This window comes from Paenibacillus sp. 1011MAR3C5, assembly GCF_003591485.1.
In the GTDB taxonomy this organism is placed as follows: Bacteria; Bacillota; Bacilli; order Paenibacillales; family Paenibacillaceae; genus Pristimantibacillus.
Genome location: NZ_QZCF01000002.1, coordinates 23,906 through 50,559, shown reverse-complemented (window position 1 = coordinate 50,559; position 26,654 = coordinate 23,906). Strand labels below are relative to the sequence as shown.

At 51.3% G+C, this 26,654-nt stretch carries 25 protein-coding genes; 5 read left to right on the top strand and 20 right to left on the bottom strand.

What is annotated here, in order from left to right; translation table 11 throughout:
• Position 1: 1 nt before the first annotated feature.
• The 5 genes from D3P07_RS05135 to D3P07_RS05115 form a co-directional block, all read right to left on the bottom strand.
• Complete coding sequence (locus D3P07_RS05135) at positions 2-601, bottom strand: SRPBCC family protein (RefSeq protein WP_119799041.1); 600 nt, start codon at positions 599-601, stop codon at positions 2-4.
• A gap of 73 nt (positions 602-674) precedes the next feature.
• The gene (locus D3P07_RS05130) at positions 675-1,649 is read right to left on the bottom strand and encodes a helix-turn-helix transcriptional regulator (protein ID WP_119799040.1); all 975 of its coding nucleotides are present in this window, start codon (positions 1,647-1,649) and stop codon (positions 675-677) included.
• A gap of 107 nt (positions 1,650-1,756) precedes the next feature.
• On the bottom strand, positions 1,757-2,794 hold the full coding sequence (locus D3P07_RS05125; protein ID WP_259391368.1) for a FecCD family ABC transporter permease: 1,038 nt from the start codon (positions 2,792-2,794) through the stop codon (positions 1,757-1,759).
• Positions 2,781-3,803 (bottom strand): FecCD family ABC transporter permease, encoded by a 1,023-nt coding sequence (locus D3P07_RS05120; protein ID WP_259391367.1) that lies wholly within the window; start codon positions 3,801-3,803, stop codon positions 2,781-2,783. Before D3P07_RS05120 ends, D3P07_RS05125 begins: the two co-directional genes overlap by 14 nt.
• A 30-nt stretch (positions 3,804-3,833) precedes the next feature.
• Entirely contained in the window at positions 3,834-4,832 is a 999-nt protein-coding gene (locus D3P07_RS05115) for an ABC transporter substrate-binding protein (protein ID WP_397334532.1), read from the bottom strand.
• 157 nt (positions 4,833-4,989) lie between these two features.
• Between D3P07_RS05115 and D3P07_RS05110 the strand changes: the two genes are divergently transcribed.
• Complete coding sequence (locus D3P07_RS05110; RefSeq protein WP_119799039.1) at positions 4,990-5,598, top strand: TetR/AcrR family transcriptional regulator; 609 nt, start codon at positions 4,990-4,992, stop codon at positions 5,596-5,598.
• Between the two features lie 21 nt (positions 5,599-5,619).
• Here the strand turns inward: D3P07_RS05110 and D3P07_RS05105 are convergent, their stop codons facing one another.
• The 3 genes from D3P07_RS05105 to D3P07_RS05095 form a co-directional block, all read right to left on the bottom strand.
• Entirely contained in the window at positions 5,620-6,435 is an 816-nt protein-coding gene (locus D3P07_RS05105; protein ID WP_119799038.1) for an ABC transporter permease, read from the bottom strand.
• A complete protein-coding gene (locus tag D3P07_RS05100) occupies positions 6,432-7,439 on the bottom strand; it encodes an ATP-binding cassette domain-containing protein (RefSeq protein ID WP_119799037.1) in 1,008 nt (335 codons plus the stop codon). The genes D3P07_RS05105 and D3P07_RS05100 overlap by 4 nt, the downstream gene beginning before the upstream one ends.
• A gap of 144 nt (positions 7,440-7,583) precedes the next feature.
• A complete protein-coding gene (locus tag D3P07_RS05095; protein ID WP_119799036.1) occupies positions 7,584-8,756 on the bottom strand; it encodes an MFS transporter in 1,173 nt (390 codons plus the stop codon).
• Between the two features lie 115 nt (positions 8,757-8,871).
• On the opposite strand from D3P07_RS05095, the gene D3P07_RS05090 reads away from it, so the two are divergent.
• Positions 8,872-9,756, top strand: a complete 885-nt coding sequence (locus tag D3P07_RS05090; RefSeq protein WP_119799035.1) for a LysR family transcriptional regulator — start codon at positions 8,872-8,874, stop codon at positions 9,754-9,756.
• Positions 9,757-9,870: 114 nt separating this feature from the next.
• On the opposite strand, the gene D3P07_RS05085 is transcribed toward D3P07_RS05090, so the two are convergent.
• From D3P07_RS05085 to D3P07_RS05075, 3 genes are read right to left on the bottom strand one after another with little or no spacing between them, the layout of a single operon-like run.
• Positions 9,871-10,905, bottom strand: a complete 1,035-nt coding sequence (locus D3P07_RS05085) for a stalk domain-containing protein (RefSeq protein ID WP_182914185.1) — start codon at positions 10,903-10,905, stop codon at positions 9,871-9,873.
• A 14-nt stretch (positions 10,906-10,919) separates the two neighbouring features.
• Entirely contained in the window at positions 10,920-11,882 is a 963-nt protein-coding gene (locus tag D3P07_RS05080) for a hypothetical protein (RefSeq protein WP_119799033.1), read from the bottom strand.
• Positions 11,875-12,372 carry an RNA polymerase sigma factor gene (locus tag D3P07_RS05075; protein ID WP_119799032.1) on the bottom strand — a complete coding sequence of 166 codons (498 nt, stop codon included), beginning with the start codon at positions 12,370-12,372 and terminating at the stop codon, positions 11,875-11,877. Before D3P07_RS05075 ends, D3P07_RS05080 begins: the two co-directional genes overlap by 8 nt.
• 258 nt (positions 12,373-12,630) lie before the next feature.
• Here D3P07_RS05075 and D3P07_RS05070 point away from each other — a divergent pair, with 258 nt between their 5' ends.
• Complete coding sequence (locus D3P07_RS05070; protein WP_119799031.1) at positions 12,631-14,085, top strand: MFS transporter; 1,455 nt, start codon at positions 12,631-12,633, stop codon at positions 14,083-14,085.
• A gap of 71 nt (positions 14,086-14,156) precedes the next feature.
• Here the strand turns inward: D3P07_RS05070 and D3P07_RS05065 are convergent, their stop codons facing one another.
• The 4 genes from D3P07_RS05065 to D3P07_RS05045 all read right to left on the bottom strand — a co-directional run bounded on the left by D3P07_RS05065 (position 14,157) and on the right by D3P07_RS05045 (position 21,127).
• Complete coding sequence (locus D3P07_RS05065) at positions 14,157-15,263, bottom strand: BTAD domain-containing putative transcriptional regulator (RefSeq protein ID WP_119799030.1); 1,107 nt, start codon at positions 15,261-15,263, stop codon at positions 14,157-14,159.
• Entirely contained in the window at positions 15,238-18,453 is a 3,216-nt protein-coding gene (locus tag D3P07_RS05060; RefSeq protein ID WP_147384482.1) for an ATP-binding protein, read from the bottom strand. Before D3P07_RS05060 ends, D3P07_RS05065 begins: the two co-directional genes overlap by 26 nt.
• 499 nt (positions 18,454-18,952) lie before the next feature.
• The gene (gene tyrS, locus D3P07_RS05050) at positions 18,953-20,215 is read right to left on the bottom strand and encodes a tyrosine--tRNA ligase (RefSeq protein WP_119799027.1); all 1,263 of its coding nucleotides are present in this window, start codon (positions 20,213-20,215) and stop codon (positions 18,953-18,955) included.
• A gap of 381 nt (positions 20,216-20,596) precedes the next feature.
• Positions 20,597-21,127: a DinB family protein gene (locus D3P07_RS05045; protein WP_119799026.1), complete on the bottom strand. Its 531-nt coding sequence runs from the start codon at positions 21,125-21,127 to the stop codon at positions 20,597-20,599.
• A gap of 138 nt (positions 21,128-21,265) precedes the next feature.
• On the opposite strand from D3P07_RS05045, the gene D3P07_RS05040 reads away from it, so the two are divergent.
• On the top strand, positions 21,266-21,703 hold the full coding sequence (locus D3P07_RS05040) for an SRPBCC family protein (RefSeq protein WP_259391366.1): 438 nt from the start codon (positions 21,266-21,268) through the stop codon (positions 21,701-21,703).
• Between the two features lie 72 nt (positions 21,704-21,775).
• Here the strand turns inward: D3P07_RS05040 and ahpF are convergent, their stop codons facing one another.
• Entirely contained in the window at positions 21,776-23,305 is a 1,530-nt protein-coding gene (ahpF, locus tag D3P07_RS05035; protein WP_119799025.1) for an alkyl hydroperoxide reductase subunit F, read from the bottom strand.
• A gap of 12 nt (positions 23,306-23,317) precedes the next feature.
• Positions 23,318-23,881, bottom strand: a complete 564-nt coding sequence (ahpC, locus tag D3P07_RS05030; protein ID WP_119799024.1) for an alkyl hydroperoxide reductase subunit C — start codon at positions 23,879-23,881, stop codon at positions 23,318-23,320.
• Positions 23,882-24,232: 351 nt separating this feature from the next.
• Here ahpC and D3P07_RS05025 point away from each other — a divergent pair, with 351 nt between their 5' ends.
• Complete coding sequence (locus D3P07_RS05025) at positions 24,233-24,595, top strand: c-type cytochrome (protein ID WP_182914184.1); 363 nt, start codon at positions 24,233-24,235, stop codon at positions 24,593-24,595.
• A gap of 51 nt (positions 24,596-24,646) precedes the next feature.
• On the opposite strand, the gene D3P07_RS05020 is transcribed toward D3P07_RS05025, so the two are convergent.
• The 3 genes from D3P07_RS05020 to D3P07_RS05010 are packed head-to-tail and all read right to left on the bottom strand — an operon-like array spanning position 24,647 to position 26,653.
• A complete protein-coding gene (locus D3P07_RS05020; RefSeq protein ID WP_119799022.1) occupies positions 24,647-25,276 on the bottom strand; it encodes a response regulator in 630 nt (209 codons plus the stop codon).
• A complete protein-coding gene (locus tag D3P07_RS05015) occupies positions 25,266-26,120 on the bottom strand; it encodes a sensor histidine kinase (protein WP_119799021.1) in 855 nt (284 codons plus the stop codon). Before D3P07_RS05015 ends, D3P07_RS05020 begins: the two co-directional genes overlap by 11 nt.
• Before the next feature lie 11 nt (positions 26,121-26,131).
• Positions 26,132-26,653 (bottom strand): redoxin domain-containing protein, encoded by a 522-nt coding sequence (locus D3P07_RS05010; RefSeq protein ID WP_259391365.1) that lies wholly within the window; start codon positions 26,651-26,653, stop codon positions 26,132-26,134.
• Between the last annotated feature and the right edge of the window lies 1 nt (position 26,654).

Below are 26,654 nucleotides of genomic sequence, written 5' to 3'. Positions count from 1 at the left end.
TTTATAGCCCCCTTATCCATTCATCTAGCCTTTCCTCCCAGAAACGCTTCATTAACTCCCTCATATAAACATCATCCAGCATCTCCTGATGGATGGAGATCGTCGTTTTATCCCCTTTCGCAGACAGTACATAAATTTGCAGACGAGAAGGGTTGTCCCATTCCGGGCGCTGCCAGGTCAGCCTCAGCTTGTGGTACGGCTTCACGACGGTCAGCTTGCCGAATATTCCTTCCTCGGATTGATAGACCTCTCCCTGCTCCAGCTTAAACGACGGCGCATCGCCGATCCACAGCTTTAAACCTTCCTGCGACACGAGATAATCCCATACCCGCTCCTTCGGCGCCGCTACCGTCTTTCTGACGCCAATCTGTACGCCTGCATCCTTCGTAACGCCGACCGGTGTCCGCCCCAGCACCTGCCCGTACATGACCGCGAGCCACTCGCTCCATTCTTCAGAAGCCTCGTATTGCTCGCTGATATGTGAAGCGATCCCTTCATGCGACCACTGAGGGTCCACGGACTGTTGAAGCCTGACAACCCACTCTTCCCATGTGCTTCCCGTCGCTTGCTTAACCTCTTGTCTAAAAATCGAGCCTGGCATCTTGCACCCTCCTGTCGATTGATATGCTTCATTATAAAACAGTAATACTGACAGAAACGGTCAGTGTTTACGGTCAGGATCGATAATAGTCCAGCAAATCTTCGGCAATATCGATCATATGTCCCTTCAGCTCTTCCGGCTCGACGACTCGAAGCTTCCCTCCGAAGGACAATAGATAATAAGCAATCTGAGTATATAGTGACCATTCATCTACCCGGAATCGCGCTTCACTTGACGTACGCTCGACAAGCGCATGGCCGAGCAGCCAATGACCGCATAGTTCATTAATGGCCTGAGGCGACCCCTGAATAAGCACGGAGATCATGGAGTTATCAGAGCCATCGCTCTCACCCGGCTCGGACAGCAGGCTCCCCAGCAAATACTGCCGCGCGGAGAAAGCAGCTGGCCTATCAAAGCGCTCCGGGGTATTCGCAATCCGGTCGATCCGATCTACCCGGAAGCTCCTAAGCGCTTCGCGCAGATGGCAATATCCGACGACATACCATTTGGCCCTCCAATGGACAAGCCCGTAAGGATCAATTCTTCGCTTAGTAGCATCGGAATCATATCCGCTCATGTAGGTGAGATCAAGGCTGGTTTGCCCGTCTATACCGGCTTCCAGCTCAGCAAGCATGGAGCTAAGCGCCGAAGCGACTGGCGGCTGGATCACTTCAATATGGGTCTCGCGCCGCTCCATCGACTCCAGCTGCTGCGGATTCGTGTACCGCTTCATTTTCGCTATAGCCCGATTGAGCGCTTCCTCAGACGGATAACCCGATTCTCTGGCGAACGCCGCCGCTTGCAGAAGCGCCTTCTGCTCCTCCCCGTCGAAGAATAACGGCTCCAGCTTCAAGGAATCGGGAATCGTATAGCCGCCGTCCCGACCGACCTCAGCAACGATGGGCACTCCTGATATGCATAGGGCATCGATGCAGCGATAGACCGTCCGGATATGAATCTCCAGCTCATCCGACAGCTGCTTTGCCGTCATTCTTCGCCGCGACTTGAGCAGCCATAATATGGCGAGCATATTGTCCGCTTTTGACATCTCTTCCCCCCTACAATCACACCAGTTTTTACTCCCATTTTACTACAAACGGCTGGCTTGTCCGTACAACAAAAAAAGAAACGGCCATGAGCCGTTTCTTGTATCGCTTATCCATGATGGCGATGCCTATACATCAAATAAATAAAGAAGGGAGCGCCTAATATTGCCGTAAAGATTCCCGCAGGAATATCCAGCGGCACAAATAAGGTCCGTCCGACGAGATCGGCCAGCAGGACGAACAACGCCCCAAGTAATGCAGAAGCCGCCACGATTGCTCCGTTATGATTGCCTACCAGCTTGCGGGCCATATGAGGCGCCATCAATCCGACGAAGCTGATTCCTCCCGCGATGCCTACCGCTGCGCTGGCAAGGATGACAGCTAGGATGATGAATAAGAATCTATTCCGTTCCACCCGCATTCCGACGCCAATGGCAATCCGGTCGCCCAGCTCCAGCACATTGAGGCTTCTGGACTGAACCCATGCGACAATGCCGCCGATGATGACCCAAGGCGCCAAGTACCACACATGGGTCCAGGACGTGCCGTAGACCGTTCCGGCCATCCAGCCGAGCGCCTGCGAGACGAGGTAAATCGGGCCTGCAAGTGTGAAATAAATCGTCAGCGCCCCCATTGCGGAGGAAACCGACACGCCAATCATCGCCATGCGAAGCGGCGAGCTCCCATTCCTCCAAGCCAGCGAATACGTAATGGCGGAAGCGATACAACCTCCCGCCATCGCAACAATAGGCATCCATACGACATTCACTTGGCCGTTCATAATTGTAATAAAAGCTACGACCGCTGCCGTCGCCCCTGAAGTCGTCCCGAGCAAATCGGGCGAGGCTAGCGGATTGCGGATCAAGGCCTGCAGAATAGTCCCCGAGATCGCCATCGCAGCGCCCACTAATACCGAAGCCGCAATGCGCGGCATTCGGAGCTGGAATACAATCAGCTCGTATTTCTGCTCGCCGAGCCCAATCAGCGTTCGCAGCACGTCCGAGACGGATACATGAAGACTGCCGAGTCCGATGCTCAATAGGATGACCAGGAGCAATAAGATCGTCAGCATAAGCAGCCTGATCATAACAATCGGCTTGCGATGCCGCTCCGTCATTCTGCGATAAGACTGTCTAAACCTGCCCAAGCGCCTTCCTCCTTACGAGCACCACTACAAAAGGGACGCCTAGTATGGCTGTCGTCACGCCTACCGGCACTTCCTTGGCATGAATCAAAAAGCGGGACAGGACATCCGCCAGCAGCAAAAAAGCGGCTCCCAGCACAGCACTGTATGGCAGCAGCCAGCGATGGTCATTGCCGATCAACCAGCGCGAGATATGAGGAATCATGATCCCGACAAAGCTGATTGGTCCTGCAAGCGCGACACTGCCTCCGGCGAGCAGCACGACAACGAACAAGGTGAGGACTTTCACCCAGACCATCCGTTGGCCGAGCCCTTTCGCCACATCATCGCCCATCGCCATCACGTTGAGTGATCGCGTCAAGAGCATAGCCATGACCAACGCAACCGCCATATACGGCAACAATTGAACCGTATGGCTCAGATTGCTGTTGGATACCGAGCCGGCCAGCCAGTACAGCGCGCCCTCCAACGTTTCATTGCTGATCAGCATAAATAATGAATTGATGGAAGAAGCGAAGGACGCCAGCGCCGATCCCGTCAATATCAGCTTAATCGGCGTCATGCCTCCTTTGCCCGCTGTCGCGATCAGGAAGATCAGGCAGGCGGATACGCCAGCTCCTACAAAGGCCACCCACATTAAATCCGCGAACGCAAAGACCGCTCCGTACCAATAGAGCATCGACACAATCGCAAGCGCTGCGCCCGCGTTGATGCCCAGAATAGAGGGCGAGGCAAGCGGATTGCGCGTCATCGCCTGCAGCATGACCCCGCTAACGGCAAGACTGCAGCCGATAAGAGCGGCAGTCAAGGCGCGAGGCACACGGGAAGTTCGGATAATAAGCTGCTCATCGCTTCCCGTGTACGAGGTATAAGCCTGAATGACGGTTTCCGGATCAAAATTCCTTAGCCCGAACAAGACACTGGCCGCTGCAGAGACGATCAGCAGCGCCAGCGCTCCGGCAAAGCCGGCAGCTTTTCCTTTGTCGGTCGACAAAAGAGAGGTCATGTTCATAATTCCCTTCTATACCGTTAACGCAAGATGCTAACGTTGAATATTTGCAAAATACTTCTCAATGTCGGCTACCAGCAGCTTCGCAGCAAGAATGCCGCCTGCGGAGTTCCAGATCGCTTCGTCCACCTGATAAATTTGTCCGTTCGCGTTCACCTTCATATTTTGGGCGATCGGATCGGCCAGCCATTCCTTAGCAGTATCGGCAGCAGCCGTCTCGCCGTCTCGGTCCGATGCGAAGTAGAACAAGGCGTCGCCATCGAGAACGCTAATTTGCTCCTTCGTAATTTCCTCAGCGAACTCCGCTTTATTCTGCGCTTCCGTTCTGGCAATACCCAGCTTGTCCAGCACCACGCCTGCAAAGTTCTGCTTGTAATACACTCTGGCTTTGCCTGCCTGGAAGCGAGCCAACGATACTTCCGCCTGAGCTTTATCGCCCAGCTTGGCTGCTGTATCACTCACCAGCTTCTCGAAATCTGCCAGCGCCTTCGCGCCTTCCTCATCCTTGTTCAGCGCACTGGCGAACAACGTGAAGTTTTCGATCATGCTGTCACCCAGATTTTCGGTAAATACAGTAGGCGCGATCGCGCTAAGCTGGCTGTAGATCTTCTCTTGTCTCACCTTCGTGCCCAGGATCAAGTCCGGCTCAAGGCTCGCGATCAGCTCCATGTTCGGCTGTGTCTCATCGCCGACAATCTCTACCCCTTCCATTTGATCCGCTATATGGTCATACCAAGGATCGCCGATCCAGGAATGAACGGCTCCTACAGGTTTAATGCCGAGTTCCACTAAAGTTTCTGTTCCTTGCGTCGTCAGCACAACCACTCTTGCCGGGGTGCCCTTAATATCCGTATTGCCCATCGCATGGGCGATTGTTCTGGTCTCTTCCACTTCAGGCGCTTTCGTAGGCTCAGCGGCGTTGCCGTTGTTTCCGGTATTTGCTTCCTTGTTGTTGCCGCATGCTGCAAGCATGGCCATAACGATAACTAACATAGTCGCTGTCATCATTTTCATCGTTGTATGTTTTTTCACTTTTCCCGCTCCCGTAACTCAATAATGAGTATCATTATCATTTGATGATGAAAAAAAAGGATACTTCTTTTTCAACCGATGCGCATACGGTTCAGTAAATGTTACAATAACAACACTAATATAGTTGCCTGCCCATTTCAATAGATCGGGCTCCGAAATGGACAAAACAAAGGAAGTGTTGCACATCAACGGCAATTTCATCGAAGGGCAGCAGCAATCGAAGGAATGGATCACGCTCTCTTTGCTCTATCTGATGGAGACGAAAGCCTATTCCGATATCAAAGTAACGGAAATCGCCAAAAAATCCGGTCTGGCAAGACAAACAATCTACCGCAATTATGAAGACAAAGACGATATTTTGTACGACTATCTGTGTCATCAATTCAACTTCTTTGACGATCGAATCAAAGAACGGCAGCTGGCTGAAGCAGACGTGCTGATCGCTTTTTTTGAGATGTGGAAGGAATTTCTCCCTGCTTCCCTGCTGTACAACATTCAATTGTCCGATCGCAAGATCAGGCAAATCATTTACCGGAGTCTGGAGTATTTTGTCCAGTATAAATATACGGCTTATTTTATAGCCCCGCAGGCGTCGATCGGCGAGATGCACTACTATGTCTTTCGTTCGCTATCATCCGCCTTGCACGGGATTCTCATTGAATGGAGCCTTCAGCACTATGAGCAATCGCCAGAACAAATCGGCAAGCTGACGTATCAGCTTACCGATTCCATTCGCCAATATTGTATCGAGCATACGATCCCATAGGGGACAGAATCCTGCTCGCCCCTATGTCCGCCGCATGTAAGCGCGAACCGTTATCGGGGCGAATACCGCTACAATAATCGCTGCGCCGATAAGAGAAATAGCGAGGTCCCAGCCCACTGTTCCGGTGTTGGTCAAATCCCGAACAGCTGTCACCAAATGCGAGATGGGATTGATATTTACAAACCATTGCAGCCAGTTCGGCATCGTCTCCACCGGCACGAAGGCGTTGGACAGGAACGTCAGCGGGAACAGAACAATCATCGAGATTCCCTGCACACTGGAGGCTGTTCGGGCAATAACACCAAAAAACGCGAATATCCAGCTGATCGCCCACGAGCAGAAGATGACAATGACCGCCGCAAGCGCCACATTCGCAAGTCCGCCCTCAGGATGATACCCCATCACATACCCCATCGCAAAGGTAAGCACCGTCGCAATCGTATATCTGACCGTGTCGGCCAGCAACGCTCCTGCAAGCGGGGCGATTCTCGCAATGGGCAACGACTTGAATCGGTCGAATACGCCCTTATCCATATCCTCGCGCAGTTGGACGCCGGTAACGATAGATGTCGTGATCACCGTCTGGACGAGAATCCCCGGAATAATCACAGGCAGATAGCTCTGCACATCGCCAGAGATGGCACCACCGAATATATAGGTGAACATTAAGGTGAAAATAATCGGCTGCAGCGTCACGTCGAACAATTGCTCCGGCGTGCGGCGAAGCTTAAGCAAGCCTCTATAGGCCATCGTAAGCGAATGGCGTATCGACTGCCCGATGCTGGTACGGTTCTTAAGCTGGCGACGCGCAGCCGGGTTTATTGTAGTTTGGCTCACAGGTTAGCCACCTCCGCTTTTTTGGTTTGATTTTGCGGTTGCGAGGCCGGCGGGTTCGGAGTGCCACTCCCCGTAATCGACAGGAACACTTCATCCAGCGTGGGCTTCTGCACGCTCATCTCGGCGAGCGGAATACCCGCCTCACGAAGCGCGATCAGCAGATCGGTCACTTGATCGGTGTTCGCCATCGGGGCCGTAATTTTGCCAGAATCGTACGCTGCGCTCGTCGGAACCTTCAATACCTGTTCAACCATGTGGCGCGCAGCTTCCATCTGTAGCGGTTGCAGCACGCTTAGATGCAGGGATGAAGTGCCGACCGACGCCTTCAGCTCATCCACTGTCCCTTCAGCCACAACACGGCCATGATCGATAACAGCTATCCGGTCCGCCAGTTGGTCGGCTTCGTCCAGGTACTGGGTAGTCAGCAGTACGGTCGAGCCCGTCTTCACAAGCTTCTGGATCGTCTCCCACATCTGGACGCGCGTGCGCGGATCGAGCCCTGTTGTCGGCTCATCCAGGAAGATGAGCGGCGGCTGGGCGATCAGGCTGGCCGCCAGATCAAGCCGGCGCCTCATACCGCCAGAGAAATTTTTTAGCGGACGCTTTGCCGCCTCCGTCAAGCTGAATTCCTCCAGCAGTGATTCTGCCTTTCTCTTCGATTCCGTGCGGCTAAGCCCGAGAAGCCGCGAGAATATAATCAGGTTCTCCATCGCGCTTAGTGATTCGTCGACCGAGGCGTATTGCCCTGTTACGCCGATAAGCTGTCTCACAATTTGAGATTCCTTTGTCACGTCATGTCCGAATATGCGAGCCGAACCCCCATCCGGCCTCAGCAAAGTCGCCAGCATGCGAATCGTTGTCGTTTTCCCCGCGCCGTTCGGGCCAAGCACGCCATAGATCGTGCCGGCGCGTACGTTCAAGTTCACCCCGTCCACCGCACGATGCTCTCCGAACACTTTCACAAGCCCTTGAGCCTCGACGGCCCATCCACTCCTATCCATCATTGCATTTCCTCCTCTGTATCTGATCTATTGCGATCTTAACGCCCTTATTTAAACGGAATTTAAACAAAGCGGAGAAACAATAAAAAAGGCCAGCCCGCGGCTGACCTTCCCTGTAAAGATGAATAAAGATAAACAAGCGATTGATTATGCGTTTACACCCCGGCCTTCCGCCACTCGGACGCTGTCCGGGCTTTTGGACAAGAGCAATTGAACGACAATCATGGCCATGATGACAAACAGCATGGCGACAAGAGCAAGCGTGAAATTGCCGCTGTGATCATACAGTCCGCCAATTAAGAGCGGTCCCATTGCTCCGATCAGATAACCGCCGCACTGAGACATAGCCGACCATGCTCCCGCTTCCTGTGGTGTAGTCGTCTCGACGATAGGCAGCATAAGCGCCAGCGGGAACAGTCCGCCTGCTCCAATGCCCAAAAAAATGGCGGCTGGCAGCATCGGCATATGAAGCAGAAGCATAATAATGCCGATTAGCTCGGAAACACTGCATGTGACGAGGAAAAATCCGCGCTTGCCGTATTTGGCCACCAGACTCGGAAGCGTCATCGACACCGGAATTTGGATTACGGTGAACACGGTGAGCAGCATAGCCGCGCTTGCCTTACTGTAGCCGAAGCTCTGGGCAATAGGCGAGATCCATGCCGTGAGCGAGTAGAACATGCTTGCCATCAAGCCAAAAAACAAGGTTAGCAGAATGGCGCGCTTATTGTTAAGCGGCAGCCGGGAACGTACTGCGCTTGCAGCTTGATCCTTCTTCCCAATGAGCGGAAGCCAGACAAGCAACGCAAGGATGCCCAGAATAGCCCAGATGGCCAATGTATAGGATAAGCTTTGATCATGGCGGTTATAGATCGGAATCGCCAATGCAGACGCTGCGCTCGCACCTACAGTCAATGACACGGAATAGACGCTGACAATACCCGGTTTGGTGGGGAAATATTTCTTAATAAAACCGGACAGCAGCGGGCCAGCGAGGCTAATGCCGATGCCACCTGCAATAGCCGTAATGACAAGCACGCCGACTGAGCTGATCATGCCCCGAAACGCTGTAGCACCTGTAATGAGAACCAGTGCAATAAAAATGGTGCGCTCCAGTCCCCACCGATCCCGCAGAGCCGTTGCTGCGGGAGCGAAGATGCCCATGCACAATACCGGAAGTGTCGTGAGCAGACTGGCGGTCAATGCATTCATGCCGAGGCCCGATTGCATCGTGCCGAGCAGAGGCGCGACCGATGAAATAATCGGTCTTAAGTTAAGCGCGGCGATAAAAATCGCCAGCAGCCAAAATAGTTTCTTCATATGTGGTCACTCCCTCTATATCTGTGTACACAAAGTATAGAGACTCCACATCCATTGATCAATCCTATAATTTCTATTATTATAATAGTAAAATACTATCAATTAAGGAGAAGCTATGGACACTCGGCACATCCAATATTTTATGGCCGTTTACGAGCATCTTCACTTTACGAAGGCGGCAGAATCGCTGGGCATTTCTCAGCCCACCTTAAGTCAGCAGATTCGTGTGCTGGAGGCAGAGCTCGGCATGCCGCTATTCGATCGTATCGGCAAGCAGGTCGTGGCGACCGAAGCCGGCAAGCTTCTGCACGTTCACGGCGGACGCATGCTTCTGGCGGAACAGGATGCCAAGATCGCAATACGCGAGCTGATGTCTTCCGCGCGAGGCACGGTGCGGCTAGGCGTATTGCCGTCGGATTTAGATTTCCAACTGGTACCGCTCTTTATCCACTTCAATTCCGAATATCCCGATGTTCAGCTGCAAGCCTTCTCGACCATCCACATTCTAGAGGAAGTGCTGAGCAACCGGGTAGACATTGGCATCGCGCTGAGAAGCCCAAGAGACTCCCGGCTGGTACAGATTCCGCTTCGATCGGAGCCTTACCATCTGCTCGTTCATTCCTCAAGCGAGCTTGCCGGCAGAGCTTCCATTAAGCTGCGCGAATTGGAGCATCTATCGCTTGTGATGTATCCGCAAGGATTCATCGGCCGCGATATTGTCGAGAAAGTATGCCGCGAGCAAGGCGGCTTCCGACTATCGACCGTAATGGAAACCAGTACGGCCATCTCGCTTCTGCAGTTGGTGCGAGCGGGAGTCGGCGCTACCATTCAACCCGGAAGCTTGCTCAAGCAGGCATCCATGAGGGCGGACATTGTCGCCATACCGATATCGGATCATGCGCCGATGCGCCATCTGGAGCTCATCTACGGCTCGGAGCGCTATATTAGCGGTGCCCATAGTCAGTTAGCCAAGTGGTTAATCGACTTCTTCAGCAAATAATGCTGGAAGAAACACGCTGACGTAGCGGCATAACAAAGAAGCTGTCCTGGAAGCCCGACGGGGCTCCAAGACAGCTTCTTGCTTTCACGCTATAGGTTCAACACGAGGGCAAAACTACTCCGCCAGCTTCGCGCCGCTAAGCAGCAGCAGGTCGTCCGCCGTCATAAACGTCACGCCGTTTTTCAACGCCGCAGCTTCGATCAGCGTATGCGTATCTTCTCCTTTGGCTACCTCAGTAGCGCGGGCAGCAAAGCTATATTGCTCCTGATCGCCTCTAAGCACCTTGATGCTGCTCGTCTCCGCATTCCATTCGATCGTATAGCCGAGCGCCTCGACCACTTGGCGGAATGGCAGCATCAGACGGCCGTTAGCCACATATGGCTGCTCGCCTTCCGCAAGTTCAAGCGCTTCGCCATTCACGAGCAAGTTCTCCAGACCCGCTTGCACATAGCCGTTATAGGAGTATGGGAATACCATCATTTTGGTTGATTCCGCAGCTTCCTCAACCGCTTCGCCTTGTACGATCTGCTTCCATACCAGCAGCTTCGTGCCCGGCTTCAGATTATGCTTGGTTACGATGTTTTTCGTCAGATAAGGGAACAGCTCTGTGTCATCCGTTACCGTATACGTCGCATCCCGGTTCGTATGCACGATAACGTTGCCGTTCTCCTCTTGCTTCACGCTGTCGATCTCTTCATAAGTCGGTACGGCAAAGTCAGCCGGAATCGACGTGAGCAGAACCTCCGCCTTCGTCATCGGCGGCAGGCTCATCGTCATAGCCGGTCCAACGTAAGCGTAAATGATCTCGTTCTCGCGAATATCCTTCACCGATTTCGGCAGGCCGCTCACTGCGTCCAGGATCAGCGTATCCTCGCTGACGTTCAGGATGATTTGCTCAAACTGCGCATTCTCATTATTGTTCTCCAGCATGATGCGGCCGTCTTCCATAAGCGTAGCCGTACCGTAGACCACCATCGAATCCAGCCACTTCTGCTGCATGATCTCATATGCCGGTGCGCTGATCGGCACAATAGGCGCGCTGATCGGTACGATCTGCTGCGGCGCTTCGCTTGCAAATGCCGAAGCTCCTCCTGTCAAGCAAGCTACTGCTGTCAATGCACAAATGGTATGTTTCACGTATCTCTTCATCGTCATTCTCCCTTTCATGTTGGGCTATGGAATAAATCGGCGTAAGCTTCCCTGAACGCTTCCGGCAAAATATAGCGATTGTCGCCAAGAGAGGCCATTCCCAGTTCCGGTATAACAAAGATGTCAATCGCCGTGCCGTCCTTCAAGCGAAGCTTTGCCAGATAGGATTTTCCTTCGGACTGGGCTTTGGCCCATTGTTCATCAGCTTCTCTATCTCTATTAACCGCCGCTTCGCTTTGGCTAAACATCTCAATCCACTTCCGAACGTCCTTCTTCCGGTCAAGCGTATGCAGCTGAACGCTGCCGATGTGATTCATGATGTCGACTTCTTGGGTCAGTCGTGCCAGCTCCGCTGCTTCCGCATATTCAACGGCCGGGATGATGCTGTTATCCGTTCTGCCGGACAACTGGGCAATATAATAGCGGCCCTCATGCTCCACAGCCAGCCGAAAAGCAGGGTCATATCCCGGAAGCCGATAGATCGAGCCTCCAAGCAGATAGGTCGTCGCATAATCCAGCCCGGCATACCCGTCCTTGCCGCCGTTCTCCATATCGGACTTCAGATCGTACTGCAATAATCCAAGCTTCTCCTCCACCCCTGGCATCCGATCCGCCAGATCGTATGGAGCCCCGTCATTCAGAAACGTATAACGATGCCCGTTATAGTTCATCATCTTCAGCGGACCGAGTGATACCGACAGCGGCATATGACGCGGAGTAACGGTAAATGGCGATGGCTGGACTTGCTGAAGCGCTGTAAGCGACGGAATAGCCGGGTCAGCCTTGAAGAAGACCGGGAAGAAAAGCGCCAGCGACAGTACCGCGCAGCCTATGGCAGGAATGGCGATTTTGACGCTACGCCTCAAAGGAGGCTTCCGTCGCGCCTTCTGGCCCAGGATACGGCTTAGCATTCGCTTCTTCTGCAGCTTAGTCGGGCCTAGCCTCGACATGCGGGCGATTAATTCCTTCTCATTCATATCGCTCACCACCTATCGACAGCTTCAGTAGTTTCCTGCCCGTATGTAGCCGCGTGCGAATGGTCGGTTCTTTTATAGAGAGCATATCTGCTATTTCCTTCGTGCTGTATCCCTCATAATAATGCAAGTAGATCGGCAAACGGTATTTCTCAGGAAGGGATAGCACTTCATCTAACAGATCGTCGTGCCTGATTTCCTCGGATAACTGCTTCTGATCGCTTTCTTCCAGTGTGACGCGCAGCCGTCTCCACCAATGTTTAAGCATATTTTTGCAATGATTGCGGGCAGTCACAATAAGCCAAGCCTTCTCATGCTCGGTGTCTTGGAATGTCTGGTCGGATCTCATTAGCTTTAAGAAGACGGTCTGTGTTGCTTCCTCCGCATCAACCACATTTTTTAACATCATGAAACAGACCTTGTATATCGTATCTGCATGACAATTGTAGATTTGAGTGATATCCTTGCCCGTACGCTGCAAGGCATCCTCCATGCTGCTGTCCCCCCTTTACTATTAACACAATTGAGATGGGCAAAATGTTCGATCGATTTTAAAAAAAATTCAGGAGTTGCATTTGTCCATTGTAAAACAACCAGAACGGCCATGCAGTGGTATGATTTGGCTGGTCCTGTCCGCCATGCTGTCAATTCTACCGATTTGTTCATCTTTCCATGCAAACCTTCTGTCATAAAGTGATAGAATAGAGTCAGCAATAAATAAATACACATCATGAAATAGGAGCCTACTGAAGTGAAAGCACACCCAATACGTCTATTGCGCATTACCGGACTATTCGACGGACTGTCGCTACTAGTCTTGCTTGGCATCGCTATGCCGCTCAAATATATATGGGGATTCGAGAAAGTCGTCACCCTTGTTGGCAGCATTCACGGGGGGATATTCAGCCTCTACGCGCTGGCGATCCTCTACGCCGCTCTGAGGGTCAGATGGAATCTGTTGTGGTCAGCCGCAGCCTTGCTTGTTGCATTTGTTCCTTTCGGCAACTTTGTACTGGACTGGCAGCTAAAGAAGGCGCAGGCGAAATATTCGGTTAAGCCGTTCAATTACGCTCTGCTCGTATACAGCATCGTCTTCTTTTCCTTCTTCGATTTATTTGCGCAGCTCCCGGTCATGAGCACCTTCGCCGCTTCCATCGGCGCCAGCTCGTTTATCGTCGGATTTGTCATTGGCCTCTATTCACTATCCAATACGCTTGGCAATATACTCTCCGGCATCATGACCGACAAGATCGGACCATTCAAGCTATTGATGGCCGGCCTCGTCTTGTCGAGCGGCGCCTTGCTGCTGTATCACTTTGTTGAGCAGCCAGCCTGGCTAATCGTCGTTCGCATTATTCACGGCTTTGTTGCGGGCTTGATTGTACCAGCCGCCTTCACGTTCTCCGCGAACACAACAGTGCAGAATGAGCAAGGGAAGAAGGTTGCTTTTACAGGCACGTTCGTGGGACTTGCCGCGATTATCGGTCCTGCCTTCAGCGGCATTATGGCGAGCAAGACATCCGTTCCGTTCGTATTCACATGCGTCGCGGTGTTGGGACTGGCTCTTGCCGTCTTGTCGGCCATCTTCCTCAGCAAGTACAAGATCGTGAAGAAAGATAAGGACGAGTCCGCCGCAGCTGGCTCGTTCCTTAATATGGCTGTGATGAAGGCATACGGAGGCGCCTTCTTTCTGATGTTCTCGCAGGGCGTCATTGCTTACTTGCTGCCGCTCCACGTCCAGTCGCTAGGCTATGATTCCAGATTGAGCGGCACCTTGATGAGCGCCTTCGGCATCATTGCAGTTCTCATCTTCGTCCTCCCGACGAACCGCATATTCGACCGTGTCGCTCCTTCCATTACGATGGCGCTTGGCATCGGGCTAATGGGTTTAAGCCAGCTGCTGATCAGCCAATCCGACACAACCTGGGCGCTCTACTCCGTTCTTGGATTATACGGGGTCGGCTTCGCCTTCCTGTTCCCGTCAATCAACACGATGCTCATTCGGGCGACGCCAGCCGAACTGCGGGGCAAGGCATATGGCTACTTCTACGCCTTCTTCTCGCTTGGCGTGGTTGCCGGATCCTCGCTGCTGGGCTGGCTGCCCTTCGACGAAAGCCAGGGCTTCCTCTTCACCGGTGCGGTGCTGCTGCTATTCGCCGCTATCGTCCTCGTTAGCAGACGCAAAGAGCGTGTGCTGAGCCAATAGGTGCCCACTGCAAAAAGACTCCAAAACCGCTGCGTTAGCGACTTTGGAGTCTTTTTTTTATCCAGGAGCGATCATCGGGTTGCGATACGGATCGCCTCTTCAATACGGGGATCAGGCTGCGTTCCCAGTTCCTGCTGGAGCAGCTGCTCCAAATCATGATAATAGCGAATCGCCTCGTTCATTCTTCCGATCGCGATATACAGTCTGACTGCCTCAAGGCTAATATCCTCCCGCAGCGGATCAAGCTTCAGAATGGCCTCAAAATAATGCAAAGCCGGTTTCCGCTCCTCGCGCTCCAGATGAATTTTCCCCGCCAACTCCAATAATTGAATGAACTCGCGTTCAAGCTGCCTGCCGTAAGCGTCGGCCCACTCGTATCCTTTGCCGTTCAAGAATGGCCCTGTATACAACTCCTCCGCCTGCTCGATCAACCGGAGCACACTTGCCTCTTGGCTCTGCCTGATTTGCTTGACCAGACGGTTAAACCTGTATAAGTCGCATGTCATATGCTTCTCTTCAATCCAGATTTCTTTGCGATAGGTTTTTATCAGATTGTCCAGCCGGGCTTCGCTAATGGCCTTGCGTATATAATACAAGGTCGAATTGAGATTTTTATGAGCTTTCTCCGGCTCAAGCCCGCTCCACAACGTATCGATAATTTCTTCGCGGCTCACTTTCCCTCTATAAATGAGAAAGGCAAGCAGTTCTTCTGTTTTGGGGCTTCTTAGCTTTAGCAATATTCGCTCTTCATCCTGGCGGAACAATCGTAAGCCGTCGAATACACGGACCGCAAAGAGCGGTTCGGGGAACGCCGCGACAGGCCTGCTCTGGATACGATCCAGCGTACGCGCTACACGCTCAGCGGTTACTGGCTTCATCACATAATCAAGTGCGTTCAACTCAAAGGCTTGAACGGCATATTCATCGTAGCCGGTCACAAATACGATATGCATGGCCGGATGAAGCTCCCTCAGTTTTTCGGATAAGGACATGCCGTCAATCTCAGGCATCGATATATCCAAAAAGGCGATATCCAGCGGATGCTCTCCGGCGAATTCGCAAGCATCCAGCGGGCTCAGAAATGTACCGTTCACATCAACCGTTCCGCTCTCCGATAATATTCGGTTTAACCGTTTTACCGACAACGGCTCGTCATCTACAATAATCGCTCTCAGCATGCCTCATCTCTCCGATCTGCCTCCGCAGCTGAGCCGGAATTTGGAACGCAACCGTCGTTCCGGCTCCTTCCCGGCTGCTGATTTCAATGCGCTGTCCATATATTAACTTGATGCGCCTGTCGATGTTCCACAATCCGACGCCTCTACGTTCTCCGTCCGCCCTTAGTGTCTCCTCAAGCTTTTGCTCACTCATCCCGCATCCGTCGTCCTCTACTTGGAACCTGACTGTTCCGTTCACTTCGGTAATCGTAATCACAACCTTGCCTCCCGCCAGATTGGACATTAGCCCATGACGTATCGCGTTCTCCACCAAAGGCTGTAGGATCAGCGGCGGAATGAGAATCATCGTATGGGCATTCACCTCATAGACCACCTGCAGCCTGTCGCCGAATCGAGCCTGCTCGATATGAACATAAGCCTCAACCAGCTTCAGCTCGCTATCCAGCGTCGTTAATGAATCTAAATGCTTAAAGTCGAAGCTGCTTCGCAAATATTGCGAGAGATGAAGCGTCAGCTGCTCCGCCCGCTCAGGCTCGTCCACGCATAGCTCAGCAATAGCATTCAAGGCGTTGTATAGAAAATGAGGTTTGATCTGGGAGCGCAGGAAGGCCATTTCCGCATCCTTGGCATTTATCATCGACGCCTTCAATCGGGTCAAGCTTCTCACGCGCGCCATCAGTTCCTCCGCTTCGAATGGTTTGCCGACAAAATCATTGGCGCCGTTATCCATCGACACCTTCATTTCACTTACCCTGTTCTTCGCCGTAAGCATTAAGACCGGCAGCTCGAAGATGGAGAATCGTTCCCTGATTCGCTGAAGCACCTCGTATCCCGTCATATCCGGCATGGAGATATCGAGCAGCACCAGGAAGAAGTCCCGCTTCGAGATTTCCTGAAGCGCCATTCCCCCTCGATTCACAACTACGAAGGAGTAACCTTCCAGCTTCAAGAGATTAATCATAGATTGCAGATTAGCGAAATCATCGTCAACCACGAGAATGGTCTCGTCAATTTCCCCTTTCACATAAAGCGGATAATCCGGCTGGCGGATCGCTGTAATCGCTACTGCAGCCCTTGCCTCCGACTGGCTTCTGACCGATCTGGCAGCGGCCAGAGGCAAGGTGAACGTGAACACAGAACCTTGCCCCGGAGCCGATTCGACCCCAATCGTCCCGTCATGCAATTCGACCAGCTTCTTCGTAATGCTTAATCCAAGACCCGTTCCCGCTTCAGGAGAAGGCGCCGTATCGATGGCTTGCTCGAATGCCTGGAAGATTCTGCTCTGCATATGCTCGGCAATGCCAATCCCGGAGTCGCGCACCTGAATCTCAGCCTTGTTTCCGTTGACGGCTGCGCTAATTTCTACATAGCCCTGATTCGTGAATTTAATGGCGTTGCCGATCAGGTTATGAAGAATTTGCTGAAGCCGGTTGCCGTCCGCATAGACAAGCGCCATCTCATGATCCACCCGATTGAGAAGCGCAATCGTTTTGCCGGCAAGCAGAAAGGAGTGAATGCGGATGACCGAATCTACAGCCGCCCCCAGATCAAGGGGGCTTCGGTACAGCACGATATCCCCATGCTTCAGCTTGGAATAATCAAGCAGCTCGTTAACCATCAAGGTTAATCTGCGGCCACTGCCCATTACGATAGCGAGATTGCGGGCTTGTCCCTCGTTCATTGGCCCCTCCGCCCCTTTGAGCAGCGTATCGGTAATGCTCACAATTGCATTCAGCGGCGTCTTCAGCTCATGAGAGGTATCGGACAGGAAGTCATCCTTGATTTTATCCAGCTGTACCAATTGATTTTTCATCGCGTTGATTGTGTGATAAGCCTCGAAGAAACGAAGGACAATGAGACCGATTATGATGAGATTAAAAAATACGACATAGAACTGGCCAAGCCACAGACCCTCCTTCCAGGAAACGGCTTGCAATATAATGTCCAATGAATAGAGATTAATCGTCAATATCGCGATGTACCACAGCAACGACTTGAGCCGTTCTCTTGGTTCGCTTCTGATGTACAGTCCCGCCACCTTGACCAGCATCCAGATCAGCATAAATTCATAGATGATGACGATATAGATCTGAATTGTCGTATATGAATGGATAGGCAAAATCACAATCAAGACGATAAAACAGCCCAAAACAGCCGTAATCACTTGTGTAAGCTTCAAGGAAGCGATGCTTTTCTGCAGTTGATAGAAGATGCCAGCCAGTATGATAAAGCATGCGGTAGATATAATATCCTTCCATTTGTACAGCACCTGAAACGGCATGTCCGGCAAAAATTGCAGGAGCGACCTCTCGCCGATCAAGCCATGGTAGATGGCGAACAACAAGCAAATAAATGCAAAGGCCAGCAGGGAATAATCCCGTCGTTGGAAGATAAACGCAGCGAAAAAGCAAATGAGATAGATGAGCGCAAGCGTGCCTAATATGGCAACAATGCTGAACTCCCGCATAAGCGTCTTCTCTTCATGCCCGACCATTGCCGTCTGTTCGCCGAAGTAAATCGAGAGCGGAATGCCTCCATTAATATAATCATAGTTGGAGATGTGAACGATAATTTCAATTTCTCCTTGCTCTGCTGCAAATAGACCAAACTTCGGTACGTTGCCCGGCTTATAATCCGCTTGCTTGCTTGCCGTGGCACCGTCTTCCAACAGACGCTGCCCGTTCACATAGATTTCGCTTGAGAACCGGATGTTCGTCTTCTTAAGCGCATAGATTCCGGCTTCAGGCACATTCCGCAGCACAGCCCGATAGGTAGCAGAGCCATATGCAGGCAGCGGGCTGCCTTGATAGTCAGTACCGTTCCATGTGGACGGCACACTCATATAGAGGCGATCCGCCGTCAGCTCCGATTCGGCTGACTGGAAGTCCGCTGCCGTCAGCAGACGATTCCAATAAAACTCCCAATCGCCATCCAGTTTGATTCTGCCGTTGTCTTCATAGTTCCAGCCGGTTAAATCCATTATGCCTTCACGAACCTTCGGGCCGTCAGCCCGATTGACGTTATCCATATATATCGATAGTGGAATTAATGAAATAGATACAATACCAATGAAGCAAATCATTACTATTCTTCTCAACACCGCAGTTGCCCCTTTCGATGCCAGCTTCACCAGGTCTCGGCTTACGGCCAGTGCAGGTATGGAGCAGTTCAGCTGTGTACTTGCTTTCACTGCCACTATCGTAATTATATTAATCTAGGAATAGGAGTAAAGAAGTTTTTGCATGGCGCGAATGGCGCCTGTCATTTTTCAAGCGTCAATTGACAAAATCAGCCCGATCACATCTGGTGATCGAGCTGACCTTGCTCCATAGCAATTTACAGGAGCTCGGAGTTCCTCAGCAGCCTCTGAATTATAACCGCAACTTCAGCGCGAGTCATATCTTCTCGGCTTGAAGCTTCCATTTTCTCTTCCATTCACGATCATGCGGGAGCCCATATTGTTAATGGCAGCTTTCGCCTACTGGGCCGTCACATCCGCAGAACTCGACCGGATGCCAGACCCATGTTATTTATCAACAAAATCATATCAATTGCCAATAAACAAAAAATAAACAGGCAATCGCGTGTCCTTCCAAGCAAGCTGCTAATAGTGTTACAACCCGGCGATGTGGCCGCAAAAAAAAAGAAGCTGCCCTTCACAATGGAAGGACAGCTTCTCGTTATATGGTCTATTGAGATAATTTGACCAGGCTATAGTTCTTTTTGCCTTTGCGGATAATGATGAACCGGCCGCCAATCGCTTGGCTTGCGGTTATTTCCAGCTCCAAGTCGCTTACTTTCTCTCCGTTCATGGAGATAGCGCCTTTCGTAATATCCTCGCGCGCTTGACGTCTGGAAGGCTCGATTCCCAGATCAACCAGCCACTCGACGATATTTTTGGATTCCAGCGAGGCCTCGTATGTCGGCATATCCTTGAAGCCTTGCTCAATTTCGTCAGCCGTAAGCGACTTGATGTCACCGCTGAACAACGCAGCTGTGATCCGCTTAGCTTGTTCAAGCAATTCCTCGCCGTGAACGAATCTCGTCATTTCCTCAGCCAGCGTCTTTTGCGCTTCGCGCTTGTGAGGCTCCGATTCTACCTTTGCCGCCAGCGTATCGATCTCATCTTTGGACAGGAATGTGAAGTACTTCAAGTATTTCACGACATCCCGGTCGTCGGTGTTAGTCCAAAACTGGTAGAATTCGAACGGCGTCGTCTTGTTCGGGTCCAGCCAGATCGCTCCGCCCGCCGTTTTGCCGAATTTCGTGCCGTCTGCCTTCAGCATCAGCGGAATGGTGAGGCCGAACGCTTTCGCCTCAGAGCCTTCTTTTCTGCGAATGAGATCAAGACCGCTCGTAATGTTGCCCCACTGATCGGAGCCGCCAATCTGGAGCTGAACATCTTCATGCTGGTACAGGTGAAGATAGTCAATCGACTGCAAAATCTGGTAAGAGAATTCCGTAAAGGAAATGCCGCTGTCCAGCCTGCTCGATACCACATCTTTAGCCAGCATCGAATTAATGCTGAAGTTTTTACCATAATCGCGCAGGAACTCAATGATATTGATTTTGTGCGTCCAATCGTAGTTGTTCACCATGCGAATCTGATTATCGCCGTCAGTGATGAACAGTTTTTTCAACTGTGCGGACAGCGCTTCAACATTCTCCTGAACTTGCTCCAGCGTCTGCAGGGAGCGCTCCGTCTGGCGTCCGCTTGGATCGCCGATGGTGCCTGTTGCTCCGCCGATCAGGATAACCGGACGATGGCCGGCTAGCTGGAATCTTTTGAGCACCATGAATGGAATCAAGTGGCCAATATGCATGCTGTCTCCAGTCGGGTCAACGCCGCAATATAAGGATACAGCCTTTTCATTCGTCAATTCGCGGAGCCCTTCTGCATCCGTCTGCTGATTAATGGCGTCGCGCCATTCGAGTTCGTCGATAATATTCACAGCCATACACTCCTTCAATAATGATTTATCCTATTACGAAGCATGAATCCGCGTGGAAAAACAAAAAATCGCCCCTTGTCTATTGTAGACATAGGGACGATTGAATAACCGTGTTACCACCCAGATTGCACCAATGGGACAGTGCGCCTAGCGCACGCCATGGATACCGCTCTTGGCGAGTTATCGTTCACCATTCCGCTCGGCATTACCCGAGATACTCCAGAGTGTAATTCGCATGGCTTCCTGTGTACCGGGTTCCATCACCCCCCGGCTTTCTAGAACAGGGAAGAAGCTGCTACTGGGCTCTTTCAACGTATATCGCATATAAGATTAAGAGTTAGTATAGTGAAATCATGTTGCGATGTCAACTGCCGATCCTAACTAATGTGATTCAGAATTTTCCTTATACCACTTTCTGAGCAAATGAATGTGAGCCTGATGATAACGGCTATGGTCAGCCATATGCCATAGTCCCCAGCGAATTGTGGCTCGCTTCTCATTCTTATGGCCAAACGTAACGACTGTATCCAGATCGGCATCTCCTAGTTCCGTGCAGGCTTCTTTCACGATGTTCAGCACTTCTGCGTAATGAGACATCAATGTGTTCAAGGGTATCCCCTTCACCATTGGAAGCCTGTTTTGTTCATCAATCATAGGTCCATGCTGTTCTTTTAAAGAAGGGGGAAGCGGTTGTCCTTGAATCCGATACGCCCAGTTCAAATCAATATACATGATGTGCTTAATTAATTGTGCCGTACTATTAAAGCTATGATCTGGTCCCCTGTAGTCTACTTCTTCTTGTGACATGCCAGAGGTGATCCATTGCAGACGTTCGCTATTTTCCCGTACAGCGGAGTATAACATCCCCACAACTGGCGACATAGTTGTCTCACCTTGTAAATCGAAGAGCATACATAAATCCCCTCCCTACAGCGATCTCACAAATTATAGCATTCCATTCAATCCAAAGAAATGCAAAGAATAGCAATATGGAAGAAACGCAACACTGCTAAAACTGGTATGCTGTAGCTAAGCAAGTTTAAGAAGGGAATGATTAAGCTGGCTGATATCGAGCATTTGCAGATCGTAAAAGCCTCTGCTGCAGACGTATATTTCGCCCTGACGACCGCGAGAGGATTGTCTGAGGTGTGGACAAATGAATTAACTGTACATGAACAAGTCGGAGCCGTTAACGAATTTCAATTCGGAACAGACGACCTGACCAAAATGCAAATCGTGGAGTTGAACCCCGGAGAGCGGATAGAGTGGCTGTGCATCGAATCCGATCAGGAATGGGTCGGGACTTCCATTACGTTCGAGCTTGAAGAAAAGAAAGGCAAAACGCATATTACTTTCCGTCATATGGACTGGAAGGAAGTAACCGGCTTCTACCGTTTCTGCAACTATAATTGGGCAATGTTTCTCTATAGCCTGAAGCTGTATTGCGAGGAAGGCCAAGGGATGCCTTATCAAAGGCGCAAGTTTTAACGCAAGGTAAATCTCATAAAAAAAAAGCCGTCCGGCTGTCAATCAGACAGTCGGACGGCTCTATGATGACCGTTAATTGCGAATCAGATAATCAAATGCGCCCAGGGCGGCATTAGCGCCGGAACCCATGGAAATAATAATCTGCTTGTAAGGGCTGTTCGTACAGTCGCCGGCAGCGAATACGCCCGGCAGGCTTGTCGCGCCGTGATTGTTCACGACGATCTCGCCCATGCGAGTGCGCTCAAGCGCATCGCCCAGCCAATCCGTATTCGGCACAAGGCCGATCTGTACGAATACGCCTTGCAGTTCAACATGCTTCTCCGCGCCTGTGTCACGCTCGATATACGTCACACCGTTCAACCTGTCGGTTCCGGTGAACTCCTTCGTCTGAACGTTTTTCAGGACCGTTACGTTAGGCAAGCTGTACAGACGATCCTGCAGCACGCCGTCCGCCTTCAGCTCCGAATTGAATTCCAGAACTGTCACATGACTGACGATACCAGCCAGATCAATTGCAGCTTCGATACCGGAGTTGCCGCCGCCGATAACCGCAACATGCTTGCCTGCGAACAGCGGACCGTCGCAGTGCGGGCAATAAGCCACGCCTTTGTTCTTGAACTCTTCCTCACCCGGCACGCCGACATTGCGCCAGCGAGCGCCTGTGGACAGGATAACGGTTTTGCTCTTCAGAACAGCCCCGTTTTCGAGTTCAAGCTCAATGTAGTCGCGCTTCTCCAGACGTTTGGCACGCTGCAGCTTCATCACGTCTACATTGTATTCCTTCACATGCTCTTCAAGGCTTGCCGCAAGCTTCGGACCTTCGGTGTACTTCACGCTAATGAAGTTCTCGATGCCGACAGTATCCATCACTTGACCGCCGAAGCGCTCAGCCACGATACCGGTACGGATGCCTTTACGTGCGGCATAGATCGCCGCGCTTGCGCCGGCAGGGCCGCCGCCGACAACAAGCACGTCGAAAGGCTCCTTGTTATCGAACTCGGATGCATCGGGAGCTTCCACAATTTTAGCCAGAATCTCCTCGATGGACATACGTCCGCTTCCGAAAAACTCGCCGTTCAGAAATACGGAAGGAACAGCCATGACATCTCTGCTTTCCGCTTCTTCCTTAAATACCGCGCCGTCAATCATCGTATGCGAGATGCCCGAATTAAGGATGCTCATCAGGTTAAGCGCCTGAACAACGTCCGGACAGTTATGACAACTGAGGCTAATGAACGATTCAAACTTATATTCGCCCTTTATGCCTTTGATTTGATCAATCACGCTTTGGTCGACCTTCGGGGCTCTGCCGCTTACTTGCAGCAAAGCCAGCACGAAGGAAGTGAATTCATGTCCGAGCGGGATACCGGCAAATACGACACCTGTATCTTCACCGACACGGTTTACGCTGAAGCTTGGCGTTCTGGCCAGCTCAACCTTCTCGACCGTAATTCTGGATGTCATGCCGACGAGTTCATCCATTAGCTCCAGCATGTCCTTGGACACGGGATCGGATGCTGCGCTGACCTTGATCAGCACATCGCCTTCCATTAGCTGAAGGTATTGGTTTAATTGTGCCTTAATATCTCCGTCTAATACCATAGGAACAGCTCCTTAGATTTTGCCTACCAGATCAAGGCTAGGTTTCAGCGTCGAACCGCCTTCTTGCCATTTTGCAGGGCATACTTCACCCGGGTTGTTGCGTACGTATTGAGCCGCTTTGATTTTGCTAACCAGCGTGCTTGCGTCACGGCCGATGCCGCCAGCATTGATCTCAACCGTTTGGATAACGCCGTCTGGATCGATGATGAATGTACCGCGGTCAGCCAGACCGTCAGCTTCGATCAGAACGTCGAAGTTGCGGGAGATCGTATGCGATGGGTCGCCGATCATGATGTATGTGATTTTGCCGATTGTCTCGGAGCTGTCATGCCAAGCTTTATGAGTGAAGTGAGTATCTGTCGATACGGAGTACACTTCAACGCCAAGAGACTTCAGTGTCTCGTATTGATCTTGCAGGTCGCCCAGCTCAGTCGGACATACGAATGTAAAGTCAGCAGGGTAGAAGCATACTACGCTCCATTTGCCTTTGAAGTTAGCTTCGGATACATCGATGAATTGACCATTGTGATATGCGGATGCTTTAAACGGTAGTACTTCTGTTCCAATAAGAGACATGTTATTTCCTCCTGAGAATGGTTTATTGTTTGTAATGATTATAAACTAATATTAATTACTAGCGGACAACTTGTCAAGTGTTTTGCAGTCTTCGACATAAAATGTTGATTTGACATTTTCGATCGTTTTTATTCCTATCCGCCAAAAATCTATCCTTACCAAAACTATCTACTATTATACACAATGATGAGAATGATTGCCTATGATGCCATCGTTCCTTACGACTTCGTTCATCTTATTGACATAATTGGATACGAATTCGTCGTCCATAGCCTCCCCATAACCCTTTTGAGCTATAGAAAGGTTCTCTTCTCACTTGCTAAGATAATGAAAAAGGCAAGGAGGATGAACATGTCAAAATGGATCATGGCCGGATTAACCGGAATTGCCGGATTGTTGGCCGTCCTGCTGCTTGCTACGCAATTGCCCGAAAAAACACAAGAAGGAAATAACGGCTCAGCTTTCACCGTTCAAGACAGACCTGTTGACGCTGAGGCCGCTCAGCAAATGTACCAAAGCATGTGCATGTCTTGTCATGGCACGGAGCTGCAAGGACAAATCGGACCTGCTCTTGCGCATGTTGGCGCCAAGATGAGCAAGGAGCAATTGTACACAATGATCGCAAGCGGACGCAGGGGTATGCCCGCATTCGAAGGGCGGCTGTCCGAGGATGAAATCATAACCATGACAACCTGGCTGGCATCTCTTCAATAAATAAAAGGCTGTCCTTCCGCGGACAGCCTTGTTTCTGTGTAGTCATGATGGCTACCGCCTTCCCATCCAGCCTTGCTCATAAGCATACCTTGCAAGCTGAACTCTGTTTTCCAGATGCAGCTTTTGCAGAATGTTTTTGAGATGATTTTTGACCGTATGCTCCGAAATATCCAGTTGAACCGAAATGTCTTTATTGCTCAGACCTTTGGCCACCAGACTCAATATTTCCTGTTCCCGGCTTGTTAGAGGACTGACATAATACTCGTCGACGCCCACAGGCGACATCTCCTTCAATATTCTAAAGGCAAGCTCACGAGTCATAGGCGCCTCATCAACAGCAATAGCCTTCAAATATTCATGCCAGGCCTGAGGGTTCAAGTTTTTCAACAGATAACCCTGCGCCCCTTTCTTTAAGGCGTCGAACAAATGGGCGATATCGTCCGACACCGTCACCATGACGACCTTCAAATAAGGGTAACGCTCCTTCAGCTGCTTGGTCGCTTCAAGCCCGCCCATCCCCGGCATCTGGATATCCATTAGGATCAAATCCGGCATCCATCTTTCACTCAGGTCAAGCGCTTCCTCTCCGCTGCTGCCCTCTGCCACGATCTCAAAGGCGGGATCGCTCTCCAGAATGATCCGTATGCCTTCTCTTGCTACTGCACTGTCATCAATGACCATCACTTGGAACTTTCTTATGGCCGCCTCCCCCTCTCTGAATCACAACCGCCGTCTCCCCCGGGCAGCTGCGAATATTCAGCTGCCAAGCCATCGCTCTGGCACGATCCCGCATCATTTTCAGTCCATATCGACCGGATCTCTCCTCATCCTTCGGCAGAAACCCTTTGCCGTCGTCCGTTATCCGGCAGCACCAGCCTGTATCTGTAGGAATGGCCTTTATCTGAACATGCGCGGCTTTCGCATGCTTATGAATGTTAAGCAGCGCCTCCCGGATAATAGCCAGCAGCTCCACCTTTTCTTTGGGGGTTAGCGCCTGCTCCGGAATGGACCAAGCGGTGTCGAACTGCAATTCCGTCTCGCGGCGCAGCTCATTCATAAGGCTGTCCACGGACTGCAGCCACGGAATGGCGTTCATGCTGGCAGCATGCCGCAAATTGGCTATAGCCTGCCTTACGTAATCGTTGGTCCGATGCACGCTTTCTTTCAGCTTTTGCCAGGAGGGGTTTTCGGTCAGCTTCAACGTTTCCAAGCCGTCCATCTGCGCATTCAAGAAAAACAGGGATTGTGCGATGCCGTCATGCAGCTCTCGCGCAAGCTTCTCCCTCTCCTCCAGCGCAGCTTGAACGGCCTTGGCACGGTTCAGCTCCTCCTGGCTCTGCTCGATCATGCGAAACAATTGAGTCAAAAACAACAACGAAACAAGCAGTACGATAACAGGCGCAAGCCAGTTGCCCAGCTCCATCGAAATATAAGGCAGCAGAAATTCATGGCGTACGTACTCCCAGATGCCTATGGTCAAGGTGGGAATGGTCAGAATAAGCCATTTGATTCCTTTGTATGTCATGTCCAATTCTCCTATCCTTCCTTTAACCGATTCATCAGCCCCATAATATCCGCCATATCCGTCAGCTCGCCTTGGTGTCTCTCCAGTACGGTCCCATCCGGTGCGATAAGCACCGTTAGCGGCAATCCGATGATTTTATAAGCAGACTTAAGCTTCATCTCCGGGTCCAGCGCAATGGGGAACTGGAGCTCATACCGCTCGACAAACTTCTGAGCCGCTGCCGCATCTTCCCCGACATTGACAGCCAGCATCTGAACGCCAGACAGCTTATAAGCCTCGTTCAACAGAGGCAGCTCATTCACGCACGGGTTGCACCAAGACGCCCAGAAATTGATCATTATGCCTTGGCCCTTATAATCCGACAATGCTACCTTCTTGCCCTCCAGATTAACCAATTGGAACGCTGGCGCCTCATGACCCGGCAAGGCAACTCCAGGGGAATCTGATCTTACGGCAATCCACGCATACACCGCTCCTGCAGCTAATATCAATAACACAACATACTGAATCCATGCCTTGCGAAAAACGTTCAAT

What these genes read in the sequence shown, in the direction of transcription:
- D3P07_RS05135 (WP_119799041.1), bottom strand. Translation starts at nt 601, where the DNA reads ATGCCAGGCTCGATTTTTAGACAAGAGGTTAAGCAAGCGACGGGAAGC.
- D3P07_RS05130 (WP_119799040.1), bottom strand. Translation starts at nt 1,649, where the DNA reads ATGTCAAAAGCGGACAATATGCTCGCCATATTATGGCTGCTCAAGTCG.
- D3P07_RS05120 (WP_259391367.1), bottom strand. Translation starts at nt 3,803, where the DNA reads ATGAACATGACCTCTCTTTTGTCGACCGACAAAGGAAAAGCTGCCGGC.
- D3P07_RS05110 (WP_119799039.1), top strand. Translation starts at nt 4,990, where the DNA reads ATGGACAAAACAAAGGAAGTGTTGCACATCAACGGCAATTTCATCGAA.
- D3P07_RS05100 (WP_119799037.1), bottom strand. Translation starts at nt 7,439, where the DNA reads ATGATGGATAGGAGTGGATGGGCCGTCGAGGCTCAAGGGCTTGTGAAA.
- D3P07_RS05095 (WP_119799036.1), bottom strand. Translation starts at nt 8,756, where the DNA reads ATGAAGAAACTATTTTGGCTGCTGGCGATTTTTATCGCCGCGCTTAAC.
- D3P07_RS05090 (WP_119799035.1), top strand. Translation starts at nt 8,872, where the DNA reads ATGGACACTCGGCACATCCAATATTTTATGGCCGTTTACGAGCATCTT.
- D3P07_RS05085 (WP_182914185.1), bottom strand. Translation starts at nt 10,905, where the DNA reads ATGAAGAGATACGTGAAACATACCATTTGTGCATTGACAGCAGTAGCT.
- D3P07_RS05080 (WP_119799033.1), bottom strand. Translation starts at nt 11,882, where the DNA reads ATGAATGAGAAGGAATTAATCGCCCGCATGTCGAGGCTAGGCCCGACT.
- D3P07_RS05075 (WP_119799032.1), bottom strand. Translation starts at nt 12,372, where the DNA reads ATGGAGGATGCCTTGCAGCGTACGGGCAAGGATATCACTCAAATCTAC.
- D3P07_RS05065 (WP_119799030.1), bottom strand. Translation starts at nt 15,263, where the DNA reads ATGCTGAGAGCGATTATTGTAGATGACGAGCCGTTGTCGGTAAAACGG.
- D3P07_RS05045 (WP_119799026.1), bottom strand. Translation starts at nt 21,127, where the DNA reads ATGCTCTTCGATTTACAAGGTGAGACAACTATGTCGCCAGTTGTGGGG.
- D3P07_RS05040 (WP_259391366.1), top strand. Translation starts at nt 21,266, where the DNA reads ATGATTAAGCTGGCTGATATCGAGCATTTGCAGATCGTAAAAGCCTCT.
- ahpF (WP_119799025.1), bottom strand. Translation starts at nt 23,305, where the DNA reads ATGGTATTAGACGGAGATATTAAGGCACAATTAAACCAATACCTTCAG.
- ahpC (WP_119799024.1), bottom strand. Translation starts at nt 23,881, where the DNA reads ATGTCTCTTATTGGAACAGAAGTACTACCGTTTAAAGCATCCGCATAT.
- D3P07_RS05025 (WP_182914184.1), top strand. Translation starts at nt 24,233, where the DNA reads ATGTCAAAATGGATCATGGCCGGATTAACCGGAATTGCCGGATTGTTG.
- D3P07_RS05020 (WP_119799022.1), bottom strand. Translation starts at nt 25,276, where the DNA reads ATGGTCATTGATGACAGTGCAGTAGCAAGAGAAGGCATACGGATCATT.
- D3P07_RS05015 (WP_119799021.1), bottom strand. Translation starts at nt 26,120, where the DNA reads ATGACATACAAAGGAATCAAATGGCTTATTCTGACCATTCCCACCTTG.